The sequence below is a fragment of the Pseudosulfitobacter pseudonitzschiae genome (assembly GCF_900129395.1).
In the GTDB taxonomy this organism is placed as follows: Bacteria; Pseudomonadota; Alphaproteobacteria; order Rhodobacterales; family Rhodobacteraceae; genus Pseudosulfitobacter; species Pseudosulfitobacter pseudonitzschiae.
The window spans coordinates 848,319-860,765 of record NZ_FQVP01000001.1 but is presented as its reverse complement, the minus strand read 5'-3'; the positions used below and the strand labels follow the sequence as shown (position 1 = coordinate 860,765).

Sequence of the window (12,447 nt, the reverse complement as noted above, 5' to 3'; positions counted from 1 at the left end):
CCGGAGATGAAGAAAGAGACTTATATGTTGAAAATCAATAACTTGCACGTGCAACTTGAAGAAGAAGACAAGCAGATCCTGAAGGGTGTGAACCTTGAGGTCGAACCGGGCAAAGTGCACGCGATCATGGGCCCCAACGGCTCGGGCAAATCCACGCTGTCCTATGTTCTGGCGGGTCGTCCGGGGTACGAAGTGACCGAAGGCACCGCGCATCTGGGTGACGTTGACCTGCTGGACATCGAACCCGAAGAACGCGCCGCCGCCGGTCTGTTTCTGGCGTTCCAATACCCCGTCGAAATCCCCGGTGTGGGCAACATGACCTTCCTGCGCACCGCTGTGAACGCACAGCGCAAGGCACGCGGCGAAGTGGAAATGAGCGCCGCCGAGTTCCTGAAAGTGATCCGCGAAAAGGCAAAAACCCTGAAGATCGACGCCGACATGCTGAAACGCCCCGTCAACGTCGGTTTCTCGGGCGGCGAGAAAAAGCGCAACGAAATCCTGCAGATGGCGATGCTTGAGCCCAAGATGTGCATCCTGGACGAAACGGATTCCGGTCTGGACGTTGACGCGATGAAGCTGGTTTCCGAAGGTGTGAACGCGCTGCGTGATGAAGGGCGCGGGTTCCTTGTGATCACCCACTACCAGCGTCTGCTGGACCACATCAAACCCGACGTGGTGCACATCATGGCCGATGGCCGCATCATCAAGACCGGCGGCCCCGAGCTGGCACTGGAAGTCGAGAACAACGGCTACGCAGATATCCTGTCCGAGGTGGTGTAATGGCGGTCAAGAAACAGATCAACACGGCCGAGACCGAGGCGCGGATCGACACGCTGGACCTGCCGCAAGACGGCTGGTCCGCGGCATCGCGTGCCGACGCGCTGACGCGCCTGCGGGCGATGGGCATGCCGGGTCGTCGGGACGAGTATTGGAAATTCACCCGCCCCGATGCGCTGGTGCAGGTGTCTGCCCCCGTGGCCGAGGTCTTTGACAACGACGACGCACCGTTGATGGACGGCCAACCGTGCCTGCGTGCAGTGTTCGTGGATGGCGTGTTCGACGCCGATGCCTCGGACGACCTGGCGCTGGAGGGGATCGAGATCAGCCGTCTGGCCGATACTTCCGCTGACATCCACTGGGCCCAATCGCTGCACGGCACGCTGGAAACCGCTGGGCAAACGCCCGTGGCGCGGCCTCTTGCGGCGCTGGTCACGGCCTTTGCCACTGACGGTTTGCTGATCCGCGTGACGGGCAACCCGTCCAAGCCGGTGAACGTGATCTACAATCGCACAAGCGACGACGCCGATGTGATGCTGCACCACGTGGTCAAGCTGGAGCAGGGCGCATCGCTGACCCTGCTGGAAAGCGGTCCGGCGGCGGCGCGTCTGGGCACGGTGATGGAAGTGGACGTGGCCGACAATGCCGCCTTTCACCACGTCCGCACCCAGGGGCGGGATCATCAACGGCTGGCCGCGACCCATGTGTTCGGACGTCTGGGCACGGAAAGCACGTTCAAATCCTTCACCCTGACGGCCAATGGCAAGCTGACCCGCAATGAATGCGTGCTGGAACTGACCGGCGACGACGCGGTGGCCCATGTGGCCGGTGCCTGTGTGGGGGACGGTGATTTCCACCATGACGACACGGTGTTCGTGACCCATGACGCGGTGAACTGCGAAAGCCGCCAAGTGTTCAAGAAGGTGCTGCGCAACGGCGCCACAGGCGTGTTCCAGGGCAAGATCCTGGTCAAGGCGGGTGCACAGAAAACCGACGGTTATCAGATCAGCCAATCTCTGTTGCTGGACGGTGACAGCCAGTTTCTGGCCAAGCCCGAGCTTGAGATCTACGCCGACGATGTGGCCTGTTCGCATGGCTCGACCTCGGGCGCGATCGACGAAGAGGCGCTGTTCTACCTGCGTTCGCGCGGCGTGCCGGAAGAGGCCGCCACCAACCTGCTGACCTTGGCATTTCTTGCCGAAGCTGTGCAGGAGATCGAGAACGAGGACCTGCGCGCCGACATCGAAACCCGCATGTCGGGCTGGCTAGAGCGTCACCGCAGCTGATGGCTGTCACAACCGACATCGTGGCCTCCTACCGGGGGCCGGCCGCGGTGATCCGCAGGCTGCTGGCGCAGGGGCCACGTGAGGATCGTGCGCTGGTCTATGTGATGGCGGGCTGTCTGATCGTCTTCGTCGCACAACTGCCGCGTCTGTCGCGCGAGGCGCATCTGACGGGGCAGGATTTCCAGATGCTGATGGGGGGCACGCTGCTGGCGTGGATCTTTATCATGCCGCTGGTGCTCTATGTGCTGGCCTTTTTCGCGCGGCTTCTGGGGCGCGTGCTGGGCGGGCGCGGCACCGGATATGGCGCGCGGCTGGCGCTGTTCTGGGCGGTTCTGGCCTCCAGCCCGCTGATCCTGCTGCACGGCCTGGTCGCGGGCTTTATCGGTGCCGGCCCCGCGCTAACGTCTGTGGGCGTTGTCTGGCTGACGGTGTTCGGCTGGTTCTGGATCGGCGGTTCGCTTGCTCAGGAAAGGGCACAGGCATGACCTTGGGAAATACCGATTGGGGCGGGCTGGCGGTGCTGACCTTGCGCAACCCGCGCGCGGCGGCAGCACAGTTGATCAACTGGCAATTGCCCCGTGGCGTGATCTGGACGGCGCTGGCGCTGGTCAGTTGCTGTAATGCGATTCTTGCCGGTGTGTCCGAGCTGTTGTTCCCGTCGCCGGTGCCGTTGCCGTCGATCATGATGAACCCGCTGATGCTGTTCATCCTGCTGGCGGGCGGAATGGTGGTGACGGTTCACGCGCTGCTGTGGGCCGGTCGGGCTGTCGGCGGGCAAGGTGAACTGGAAGACGTCGCAATCGTGGTGACGTGGTTGCAGGCCCTGCGTGCGGCGGCACAGGCAGTGGTGGTCGTGATTGCGCTGATCTCGCCTGCATTGGCGGGCATGTTCGCAATGGCGGCCATGTTCATCGGACTGTGGGTCATGGCCAATTTCGTTGCACAGGCCCTGTCCTTTTCGTCCGCCTGGAAGGCCTTTGGGCTGATGGTCGCCCTGATGATCGGTCTTGTCTTCGGGATAATTGTATTGCTGGCCGTGACGGGGCTGGGCGTTTGGGGGCTGGATGCCAATGTATGATGTTGCAAAAATACGGGCCGATTTCCCGATCCTGTCGCGCGAGGTGAACGGCAAGCCGCTGGTTTATCTCGACAACGGTGCGTCGGCGCAAAAGCCGCAGGTGGTGATCGACGCGATCACCCAGGCCTATTCCCACGAATATGCCAACGTGCACCGCGGGCTGCATTACCTGTCGAACCTTGCCACCGACAAATACGAGGCGGTGCGCGGCACCATCGCGCGGTTCCTGAATGCAGGCTCCGAAGATGACATCATCTTCAACTCGGGCACCACCGAGGGGATCAACATGGTCGCCTACGGCTGGGCCATGCCGCGCCTGCAGGCCGGCGACGAGATCGTGCTGAGCGTCATGGAGCATCATGCCAATATCGTGCCCTGGCACTTTTTGCGCGAACGGCAGGGCGTGGTGCTGAAATGGGTTGACGTGGACAGCACCGGTGCGCTGGACCCGCAGGCGGTGATTGACGCCATTGGCCCCAAGACAAAACTGGTCGCGGTCACCCATATGTCCAACGTTCTGGGCACCCATGTGGACGTGAAAGCGATCTGCGCCGGTGCCCATGCCAAGGGCGTGCCAGTGCTGGTTGACGGCAGCCAGGCCGCCGTACACATGCCGGTGGACGTGCAGGACCTGGGCGTCGATTTCTACGCCATCACCGGCCACAAGCTGTATGGTCCCTCCAGCTCGGGCGCGATCTATGTGCACCCCGACCGGATGCGGGAAATGCAGCCTTTCATGGGCGGCGGCGACATGATCCGCGAGGTGACCAAGGACACGGTGACCTATAACGACCCGCCGATGAAGTTCGAGGCGGGCACGCCGGGCATCGTGCAGATGATCGGCCTTGGCGTTGCGCTGGACTATATGATGGGCCATGGAATGCAGGCGATTGCCGACCACGAGGCGAGCTTGCGCGATTACGCGGTGCAGCGTCTTGGCGGTCTGAACTGGTTGCAGGTGCAGGGCACCACCCCGGACAAGGGCGCGATCTTCAGCTTTACGCTGGACGGCGCAGCCCATGCCCATGATGTGTCGACGATTCTGGACAAAAAGGGCGTCGCCGTGCGCGCAGGCCACCATTGCGCAGGACCGCTGATGGAGCACCTTGGCCTGACCGCCACGTGCCGCGCATCCTTTGGCATGTACAACACCACGCAAGAGGTCGACGCGCTGGTCGATGCGCTTGAACTGGCCCACGATCTTTTTGCCTGAGGCTGTTGTCTTTTGGCTCTAACGATCCCGGGGGGCAGGCGGGGGAGGTCTTGCTTTGCGTCCGTGCACAACAACTGCACCATCGGGGCGATTTAACAATTGCAGCCCCGCACCCTCAAAGCTATACCGCCCCCTAGTGGACCATTAGCTCAGCTGGATAGAGCGCTGCCCTCCGAAGGCAGAGGCCAGAGGTTCGAATCCTCTATGGTCCGCCACCTTCTCCTTCTCAAAAACTGATTTCTCCTGCGCTCGATGCGTCAGGACGATGATCCCTGCGCTTTGCTGCCGGCAAACATCAGCATCCAGGGCGTGCCGTATTTGTCGGTGAACATGGCAAAGCGCTCGGCCCAGAAGGTTTCGTCGGGTTCCATTTCGATGCGCTCCGCATCCTTGGCAAGCGCGTCGTAGATGCGGTCGAATTCCGCCAGCGACTTTGGCGAGATCGAGACGCGGAAGCCCTGCGGCTTGTCGTACATGTCTTCGGAGTTATCCGAGGCCAGGACCAGGGCGTTGCCCAGCTTCATGGCCATGTTCATCACCATGTCGTCGCCACCGGGCATCCGGCTTTCCGGGGTCGGGGCATCGGCGTTGCGGAAAACACCGGTGATTTCACCGCCAAGCACCTTTGCATAATGGCGCATCGCCTCCAGGCAGTTTCCTTTGAAGAAGAGATAGATTTCAGGTTCCATGTTTTGGGTCCTCCCTTGATCCTGACGTGTTGTTGTAATTGTCCGGCATCACTCAACCGGCAGCGCTGCTATTGAAAAAGTCGCGTTGTGCGCCATAAGCCCGCATGAATGCAGGTCGTGCTTCGGCGTGGGCGACATAGGCGGAGAGATTAGGGACGTCTTCCAGCAATCCCGAGCCGCCCAACCGGCGCAGCACGTCCACCGTCATCAGGTCGCCGGCACTTAAGTCGCCATCGAGCCAATCGGCATCGCCAAGGCGGAGGGACAGGTCGGTCAGCTTGCCGCGACTGCGCGTCTCGACAGGTGCTAGGCGCTGTTCGAACCAGATCTCATCTCGTTCGAGGTAGAGCACATCCTCACGCTGGATGACTGAAGGCTCAATCGTGCTGCGCCAGGCGTCCGGCGAAACTGTCAGGTGGAAACGCCGGAACTCACTTTCGTTTCACGTTTTGCAGTCTCAGCCATGTGAATGTCCTCCCCAGGCCCTCGGCCCATTGCGCCCCAGTGTTCTCCCGAACAGCAGCTGCAGGTAGCGTAGCAGATGATCGACGCTGTCGTGTGCGCTGGTGCGGTCGCCAGTCGCCTTGGCCAGGATGAACGCGCCCTGCAGCACGGCCTGGGTGTGGGCGGCAAGGCTCGCCGGTGTCCAGTCTGCCGCAATCTCATGAGATTTCAGCGCAGCTTCGATGTCCGGTTCCAGCGTGGCGGTATGGCCGAAGATACTCGCGGCACAGGCATCGCGGATCGCCGGATGCGAAAGATAGACCTCTTGCGTCATCGTGCCGACAAGGCAGGTGAATGCGGCGAGATCGCCGTCGATGATCTCTTTGCGGAAGGCGACATAGCGCAGCAGCCGGTCGAGCGGATCGTCGTGGTCGTGATAGAGCGCTTCGGCGAAGAAGGCCGAGGTTGTCTCGGCCCAATAGGCAGCGGCGGCGACGCCCAACGTTTCCTTGTTCTCGAAGTGGTGAAAGAACGCGCCCTTTGTGACACCGGCCGTCTTGCACAGGTCGTCGATTGTGGTTGCGGCAAATCCTTGGGATCGGATCACGTCTCGTGCGGCCTCGAGCAGCCTTGTGCGGGCATCGCCGCGTTCAGGATTTTGTTTGGTCTGTCTTGGCATGGGTGTATAAATACCGACCGGTTGGTATTTATATCAAGCGGAAGTCGTTTCCGTCCCGAAACGGTCATCGACACTGTCTCTCGTCAGGTTTCTCTTCGTTCTAAGTGCTGGCAAACCTTCTTTCGTCAAGGTGCTTCCCCTTGACAGACGCAGGCCAAGTGTCCCCACAAACCCGCTCGCAGCGTTCGCGCCCTTGGCAGGGGCCAAGCACGGGCGATTTGATCTGGCTGCGGGCCCGTGAACCGGGGCCGGGCGCTGCAGCCGATCAGTCTTGCTTTTGCGGCGCGATCTCGCGGTCTTCTTCCGCAACATCCAGTGTCGACCAAGTCGCATCTTGCGGCGGGGGCGGCGGGGTGTCGCATGTCCGCATGTGAATGCTCACCTTTGCAATGAAATGCGCGGAAATCGGGGCGGTTACGAACAAAAATGCCATGATCAGCATCTCGTGCAGCGATCTTTCACCCTGCACGAAAGAGTTGAGCATCGACGCCAAGAGCAATGCGCCGATGCCGACTGTGCCCACCTTTGTCGGGGCGTGCAGGCGTGTCATCGGGTCGTTGAACTTCAGCAGACCGATCACGCCGACGATAACAAACCCCGCCCCGATCAGCAGGAGCAGCGCCACTGCATATGTACCGATAATCTCGAAGCTCATTCGATGATGTCCCCCCGCAAAATGAACCGCGCAAGTGCCACGGTCGAGACAAAACCCAGCATCGCGATCAGCAACGCGACCTCAAAGTAAATCTGCACACCTTGATAGATGCCCAGCAGGACGACCAACCCCAATGCGTTGATAACCATCGTGTCGAGCGCCAGAATGCGGTCAGCCGGGGTCGGGCCGATCACCAGCCGCACCATCGACAGGATCTGCCCCAAGGCCAGTATCACAAAGGTGACCATCAGCGCAAAATTCAGTAAATCCGCAGCAGCAATCATACAAAAATCTCCTCCAGCCGACGTTCGTAGCGGGTTTTGATGTCTTCCAGAACGGCGTCGGGGTCATCGGTGTGCAGCACATGCACCAGCAGGCTGTGGCCTTCGCAGGACAGGTCACAGGACACGGTCCCGGGGGTCAGGGTGATCGTCCCTGCAAGCAGCGTAATCGCCTCGGGTTGGCGCAGTTTCAGCGGTATTGCGATCCACGCAGGCTTGAGCTTGGCGTTGGGGACCGAAAGAACGATCCATGCGACCTGAATGTTGGCCACCAGAATGTCCCACATCACAATCAGGCAATAGCTGAACATCTTGCCGATGTGAAAGCCCTTGGGCAGGTCCGGCCACCAGATCGAGGTCATCCGCGGGATTATGATCCCTAGGATAACGCCGAACACCACCATTCCTGCGGAAACGTCATTTTGCAGCAGGGTCCAGACCACCGCCAGCAACAGCGTCAAAAGCGGGTGCGGCAAAAGCCAGTTATAGAAGCGGGTCATGTCAGTGGTCTCCCGTTTTGGGGATGCTCAACTTGCCGGGCGTGTCCACCACCGTCGAGATATATGGTTGTGGTGCGAACAGTTGCGCGGCCATCGTGGTGGTGTAGCTGTGCACAGGCCCGGCAAAGACGGTATGCGCGACCAGCAGCGTCACAAGCCCGCCAACCGCCACGTAGGACAGGGCATGAGGTCGCGCCATCACCTCGGCCTCGGCCTCGGGTGTGACGGAATGTGCCTTCCAGAACAGAATGCTGCCTGCGCGCGAGAACCCGACGATGCTGATCAGGCTTGAGCCAAGCACAACCGCCCAGATCCAAACCATCTGGGGGCTGTCATAGCTGGCATTCAGCACCAGCAGCTTGCCCAGAAAGCCTGACAGTGGCGGCAGACCGGCCATCGCAATCGCCCCGACAAAGAACATCGCGGCTGTCAGCGCGTTGCCCGCGAGAACAGCTTGTGGCGTCAGCGTCAGGCTGCCTCGCCCGGTGCGGACCAGGTCGACAATCAGGAACAGGGCGGCACCGGCCAGCGTCGAATGCACGATATAGTACAGCGCTGCCGCGATACCGGCGGGGGTGAACAGCGCAATCGACACCATCACCATACCCATCGACCCGATCACCGAAAACGCCACAAGCCGGTCCAGATGTTTGGCGGCAAGCACGCCGGTCATCCCGATGGCCAGCGACACCAGTGCTGCGGGCATCAGCCAATAGCCATGCAATCCCGCCGTCGCCGCCAGATCAGGCGAAAAGATCATCGTATAGACGCGGATGATCGCATAGGCGCCCACCTTGGTCATGATCGCGAACAGCGCGGCCACGGGGGCAGGTGCTTCAGCATAGCTGGATGGCAGCCAAAAGTGCAATGGCACCACCGCTGCCTTGATCGCAAAGACCAGCAACAGCAGCACGGCAGCGACCCGGATGCCCACCGTCGCCTCGGGGCCGATTTGTGCCACGCGGTTTGCCAGGTCGGCCATGTTCAGCGTGCCTGTCTCGGCATAGATCGACCCCAAGGCGAACAGGAACAGGGTCGAGCCGATGAGGTTGAACAGCACATATTGCACACCCGCTTTCAGTCGCGCATTGCCGCCTGCGTGGATCATCAGACCGTAGGACGCGATCAGCAGAACCTCAAAAAACACGAACAGGTTGAACAAATCGCCCGTCAGAAACGCGCCCATGATGCCCATAAGCTGAAACTGGTACAGTGCGTGAAAGTGCCAGCCGCGATTGTCCCAGCCCGAGCCGATGGCATACAGCAGCACAAACAGCGCCAATACAGCTGTCAGCAGAACCATCATGGTCGACAGGCGGTCAGCGACCAGCACGATGCCAAAGGGGGCGGACCAGTCGCTCATTTGATAAAGTGTGATGGTGCCGTCAAAGGCCTGCAGCGCCAGGCCGAAGGCGATGGCGATCAGGGCAAGAACGCCCGCCACGGACAGAACCCTCTGGATGCCGATGTGATAGCGTGCGGCCAGCACGATGAAAGGCGCGACAAGGGCGGGCAGGATGATGGGTGCAGCGATCCAATGGTTCATGATGCATCCTCCGAACGGTCTTCATCGGTTTGGGGTTGGTCGTCGACATGATCGTCATCCGACCCCAGAAACGCACCCAGGCCGATCATCACGACAACGGCCGTCATGCCGAAGGAAATAACAATCGCCGTCAGTACCAAGGCCTGCGGCAGCGGGTCGGTATAGGTGCTGACCCCGTCTCGCAGGATCGGCGGCGCCCCCACTGTCAGTCGGCCCGACGCAAACAGGAAAACGTTCACTGCATAAGTCAGCAGCGACACCCCCAGGATCACGGGAAAGGTCCGCAACCGCAAAGTCAGGTAGATGCCTCCGGCGGTGAGTATGCCAATGGCGGATGCAACAAGAAACTCCATGTTACACTCCCTTCTTTTCGGCGGCGGCAAGACCCGCAGCTTTTGTGTCGTCGCGCAAGGGATCGATGTCCATCGGTTCGTCGCTGTCGTGATATCCGGCCAGCCGCGCCAACCGCGAGAAGCTTTCCAGCGACAACATCACAGCGCCGACAACAGCCAGAAACACACCCAGATCAAACAATGCTGCAGTGGCCAGTTCGAATTTTTCGAACGGTGGAATGCGGACATAGGTGAAATCAGAGGTCAGGAAAGGTTTGCCAAAGAACCATGATCCGATGCCGGTCAGCCCGGCAATCAGAACGCCCGCTCCGATCACCCCGTGATAGGGATACCGCAACCGCGCCGACGCCCAGCCAAAGCCGCTGGCCATGTACTGCATGACGACGGCAATGGAAACGATCAGGCCTGCGATAAATCCGCCACCTGGTTCGTTGTGACCGCGCAAGAAGATGTAGAAGCCGACCATAAGAACGACCGGCATGATGACCCGCGTCAGCACGACCATCATCATCGGATGCTTGTTGCCAGAGCGAGCCTGATCGGGTTTGCGGTTCAACAACCGCGCCCGCACCGGTCCATCCAGAAGCGTTTCGGTCATCGCATAGATCAACAGGGCAGCGATGCCCAACACGATGATCTCGCCATAGGTGTCAAAGCCGCGGAAATCGACAAGAATGACGTTCACGACATTGGTGCCGCCGCCGCCCTTATAGGAATTGGCAAGGTGGAATTCCGAGATCGGCGTGTCGACCGCGTCCCTGAGCAAATAGTGAAAGGACAGCCCAAACGTCGCAAGACCACCCAGCACCGCCACGCCTGTGTCACGCACGCGGCGCAGCACTGTGCTTTCGACAGGGGTGGTATTGGGCAGGAAGTTCAGGGCCAGCAGCAACAGGATGATCGTGACAACTTCGACCGTGAATTGCGTCATCGCCAGATCGGGCGCGCTGAAGAACACAAAGCCGATGGACACCATCAGGCCCACGATGCCGATCAGGATCAGCGACAACAGCCGGTTGCGGTGCAATATGACCAGTCCCGCAGTGGCCGTCGCCAGCATCAGCCAGGCCGCGATGAACACGGGCGGTGCATATTGCACCGTTCGTGTGTCGGGGCCGACCGTGCCGGTGGACCATGCGTGATATCCGACAGCGACCATGACCACCAGGGCAATTGCCGCATAGCGCGAAAACGCACCGTTGTGCGACGCGTGAATCACGGCACGCGCCAGTTTCGCGACCGCCTCGACGATAGCTTCAAAGATGACCTTGGCCTCGGGGCGCGGTGCCTTGTCCCAGACGAACAGGGCAGGCTTGAACAGCGCCAACATCAGCAAACCGCCGGCAATGGCGATCAGCGACATGTACAGCGCAGGCACAAGCCCATGCCAGATCTTGAAATATGCCGTCGGCACCGCTGCCGCGTCGCCCAGAACCGAAGCCGTCACCAGTTTCACGAAGGGTTCAGCCAGAAACGGTGCCACGCCGATCGCCACCACCAGAACAACCAGCAAGGCAGGCGGCAGCCAAAGGCCGGTGTTGGGGTCATGCGGCTTGGCCGGATAGTCGTCGCGCACGGGGCCAAAGAACACGTGCCCGATCAACCGGAAGCAATAGGCGGCAGAGAACAACGATCCGACCGTCGCCAACACGGGCACCAGCAAGGGGCTGCCAAACAGGACAGTGTGATACGCTTCTTCCAGCATCATTTCCTTGGACAGGAACCCGTTCAGCAACGGAATCCCGGCCATCGAAAGCGCGGCGAGACTGGCAATGACAAAGGTCAAGGGCATCAACTTGCGCAACCCGCCCAAGCGGCGAATGTCGCGTGTGTGCGCCTCGTGATCGATAATGCCCGCCGACATGAACAACGCCGCCTTGAACGTCGCGTGGTTCAAAATATGAAACACTGCGGCCATCGCGCCGAATGCGGTGCCCGTGCCCAGCAGCATGGTGATCAGCCCCAGGTGGCTGACCGTCGAAAACGCCAGCAGCGCCTTCAGGTCGTGTTTGAACAACGCAATCACAGCCCCCAGAACCATCGTGATCAATCCCGCCGTGGTGACGATCACGAACCACTCAGGCGTGCCCGACAGGACCGGCCACATGCGCGCCATCAGGAAAATGCCCGCCTTAACCATCGTGGCCGAGTGCAGGTAGGCCGACACAGGCGTGGGGGCCGCCATCGCGTGCGGCAACCAGAAGTGGAACGGGAATTGCGCCGACTTGGTGAACGCGCCCAGCAGAATCAACACCAATGCAGGCACGTACAGCGGATCAGCCTGAATCAACTCGCGGTTCTGCAAGATCACGCTCAGGTCATAGCTGCCGACGATCTGGCCCAGCATCAACATGCCACCGATCATCGCAAGCCCACCCATGCCGGTGACGGTCAACGCCATCCGCGCGCCCTGACGGCCTTCGGGCAGGTGTTTCCAATACCCGATCAACAGGAAGGACGACAGCGATGTCAGCTCCCAGAAAACCAGCAAAAGCAGGATGTTGTCGCTCATGACAATGCCCACCATCGCGCCCTGGAACAGCAGCAGGTAGGTAAAGAACTGCCCCATATTGTCGTCGCGGCTGAGATAGTGGCGCGCGTAGGTGATGATCAGCAGACCGATGCCAAGAATCAGCAAGGCAAAGAAAAAGCCCAGTCCGTCCAGCATCAGCGAAAAGTTAAGCCCCAGCAGCGGCATCCAGTCGACCCGCGCCATCACCACGTTGCCCGCAAGCACAGCAGGCAGGTTGGTCAGAAGGCCCACAAAAGCGGCCAGTGACACGGTGAACGTAACGCCCGCCGTGGCCGCACGTCCGGCAGAGTTCATCAATCCAGGAAGCAGCGCCCCCAAGAATGGCAAAGCGACGATAAAGAACAGAGACAAATGAACTCCCACCCACTACGAAAAATTCAGCCTGCCGATTATGAATTAAATTCCCGCAGCCA

Annotated in this window: 14 protein-coding genes and 1 tRNA gene; 6 read left to right on the top strand and 9 right to left on the bottom strand. The window is 60.5% G+C overall.

Translation table 11 applies throughout. The annotated features are described in order from the left end of the window. Window positions 1-24 precede the first annotated feature (24 nt). From sufC to BUC08_RS04140, 6 genes are all read left to right on the top strand, one after another. Window positions 25-780: a Fe-S cluster assembly ATPase SufC gene (sufC, locus tag BUC08_RS04165; RefSeq protein WP_037920305.1), complete on the top strand. Its 756-nt coding sequence runs from the start codon at window positions 25-27 to the stop codon at window positions 778-780. Beyond that, a complete protein-coding gene (sufD, locus tag BUC08_RS04160; RefSeq protein ID WP_037920307.1) occupies window positions 780-2,063 on the top strand; it encodes a Fe-S cluster assembly protein SufD in 1,284 nt (427 codons plus the stop codon). The genes sufC and sufD overlap by 1 nt, the downstream gene beginning before the upstream one ends. Continuing rightward, a complete protein-coding gene (locus BUC08_RS04155; RefSeq protein ID WP_037920308.1) occupies window positions 2,063-2,548 on the top strand; it encodes a hypothetical protein in 486 nt (161 codons plus the stop codon). The genes sufD and BUC08_RS04155 overlap by 1 nt, the downstream gene beginning before the upstream one ends. Then, window positions 2,545-3,141 (top strand): YIP1 family protein, encoded by a 597-nt coding sequence (locus tag BUC08_RS04150; RefSeq protein WP_037920309.1) that lies wholly within the window; start codon window positions 2,545-2,547, stop codon window positions 3,139-3,141. The genes BUC08_RS04155 and BUC08_RS04150 overlap by 4 nt, the downstream gene beginning before the upstream one ends. Continuing rightward, the gene (locus tag BUC08_RS04145; RefSeq protein WP_037920310.1) at window positions 3,134-4,354 is read left to right on the top strand and encodes a cysteine desulfurase; all 1,221 of its coding nucleotides are present in this window, start codon (window positions 3,134-3,136) and stop codon (window positions 4,352-4,354) included. Before BUC08_RS04150 ends, BUC08_RS04145 begins: the two co-directional genes overlap by 8 nt. 138 nt (window positions 4,355-4,492) lie before the next feature. Further along, window positions 4,493-4,569: transfer RNA gene (locus tag BUC08_RS04140), tRNA-Arg, on the top strand. Window positions 4,570-4,611: 42 nt separating this feature from the next. Here BUC08_RS04140 and BUC08_RS04135 read toward each other — a convergent pair. From BUC08_RS04135 to BUC08_RS04095, 9 genes are all read right to left on the bottom strand, one after another. Beyond that, complete coding sequence (locus BUC08_RS04135; protein WP_037920311.1) at window positions 4,612-5,043, bottom strand: VOC family protein; 432 nt, start codon at window positions 5,041-5,043, stop codon at window positions 4,612-4,614. Between the two features lie 52 nt (window positions 5,044-5,095). Continuing rightward, window positions 5,096-5,395 carry a glutathione S-transferase family protein gene (locus BUC08_RS04130; RefSeq protein ID WP_174861666.1) on the bottom strand — a complete coding sequence of 100 codons (300 nt, stop codon included), beginning with the start codon at window positions 5,393-5,395 and terminating at the stop codon, window positions 5,096-5,098. 105 nt (window positions 5,396-5,500) lie between these two features. Continuing rightward, window positions 5,501-6,166, bottom strand: coding sequence for a TetR/AcrR family transcriptional regulator (locus tag BUC08_RS04125; RefSeq protein ID WP_051693759.1), 666 nt, complete (start codon window positions 6,164-6,166; stop codon window positions 5,501-5,503). 265 nt (window positions 6,167-6,431) lie between these two features. After that, window positions 6,432-6,821: a Na+/H+ antiporter subunit G gene (locus tag BUC08_RS04120; protein WP_037920312.1), complete on the bottom strand. Its 390-nt coding sequence runs from the start codon at window positions 6,819-6,821 to the stop codon at window positions 6,432-6,434. After that, window positions 6,818-7,105 (bottom strand): K+/H+ antiporter subunit F, encoded by a 288-nt coding sequence (locus BUC08_RS04115; RefSeq protein ID WP_037920313.1) that lies wholly within the window; start codon window positions 7,103-7,105, stop codon window positions 6,818-6,820. The genes BUC08_RS04120 and BUC08_RS04115 overlap by 4 nt, the downstream gene beginning before the upstream one ends. Continuing rightward, the gene (locus BUC08_RS04110; protein ID WP_037920316.1) at window positions 7,102-7,602 is read right to left on the bottom strand and encodes a Na+/H+ antiporter subunit E; all 501 of its coding nucleotides are present in this window, start codon (window positions 7,600-7,602) and stop codon (window positions 7,102-7,104) included. Before BUC08_RS04110 ends, BUC08_RS04115 begins: the two co-directional genes overlap by 4 nt. A gap of 1 nt (window position 7,603) precedes the next feature. After that, entirely contained in the window at window positions 7,604-9,148 is a 1,545-nt protein-coding gene (locus BUC08_RS04105) for a monovalent cation/H+ antiporter subunit D (protein ID WP_037920318.1), read from the bottom strand. Further along, the gene (locus tag BUC08_RS04100; RefSeq protein WP_037920322.1) at window positions 9,145-9,501 is read right to left on the bottom strand and encodes a Na+/H+ antiporter subunit C; all 357 of its coding nucleotides are present in this window, start codon (window positions 9,499-9,501) and stop codon (window positions 9,145-9,147) included. Before BUC08_RS04100 ends, BUC08_RS04105 begins: the two co-directional genes overlap by 4 nt. Window position 9,502: 1 nt before the next feature. Beyond that, on the bottom strand, window positions 9,503-12,385 hold the full coding sequence (locus tag BUC08_RS04095) for a monovalent cation/H+ antiporter subunit A (protein ID WP_037920327.1): 2,883 nt from the start codon (window positions 12,383-12,385) through the stop codon (window positions 9,503-9,505). Window positions 12,386-12,447: the final 62 nt, after the last annotated feature.

Coding starts and splice junctions, on each gene's coding strand:
- sufC (WP_037920305.1), top strand. CDS start 25: ATGTTGAAAATCAATAACTTGCACGTGCAACTTGAAGAAGAAGACAAG.
- sufD (WP_037920307.1), top strand. CDS start 780: ATGGCGGTCAAGAAACAGATCAACACGGCCGAGACCGAGGCGCGGATC.
- BUC08_RS04155 (WP_037920308.1), top strand. CDS start 2,063: ATGGCTGTCACAACCGACATCGTGGCCTCCTACCGGGGGCCGGCCGCG.
- BUC08_RS04150 (WP_037920309.1), top strand. CDS start 2,545: ATGACCTTGGGAAATACCGATTGGGGCGGGCTGGCGGTGCTGACCTTG.
- BUC08_RS04145 (WP_037920310.1), top strand. CDS start 3,134: ATGTATGATGTTGCAAAAATACGGGCCGATTTCCCGATCCTGTCGCGC.
- BUC08_RS04135 (WP_037920311.1), bottom strand. CDS start 5,043: ATGGAACCTGAAATCTATCTCTTCTTCAAAGGAAACTGCCTGGAGGCG.
- BUC08_RS04125 (WP_051693759.1), bottom strand. CDS start 6,166: ATGCCAAGACAGACCAAACAAAATCCTGAACGCGGCGATGCCCGCACA.
- BUC08_RS04120 (WP_037920312.1), bottom strand. CDS start 6,821: ATGAGCTTCGAGATTATCGGTACATATGCAGTGGCGCTGCTCCTGCTG.
- BUC08_RS04115 (WP_037920313.1), bottom strand. CDS start 7,105: ATGATTGCTGCTGCGGATTTACTGAATTTTGCGCTGATGGTCACCTTT.
- BUC08_RS04110 (WP_037920316.1), bottom strand. CDS start 7,602: ATGACCCGCTTCTATAACTGGCTTTTGCCGCACCCGCTTTTGACGCTG.
- BUC08_RS04105 (WP_037920318.1), bottom strand. CDS start 9,148: ATGAACCATTGGATCGCTGCACCCATCATCCTGCCCGCCCTTGTCGCG.
- BUC08_RS04100 (WP_037920322.1), bottom strand. CDS start 9,501: ATGGAGTTTCTTGTTGCATCCGCCATTGGCATACTCACCGCCGGAGGC.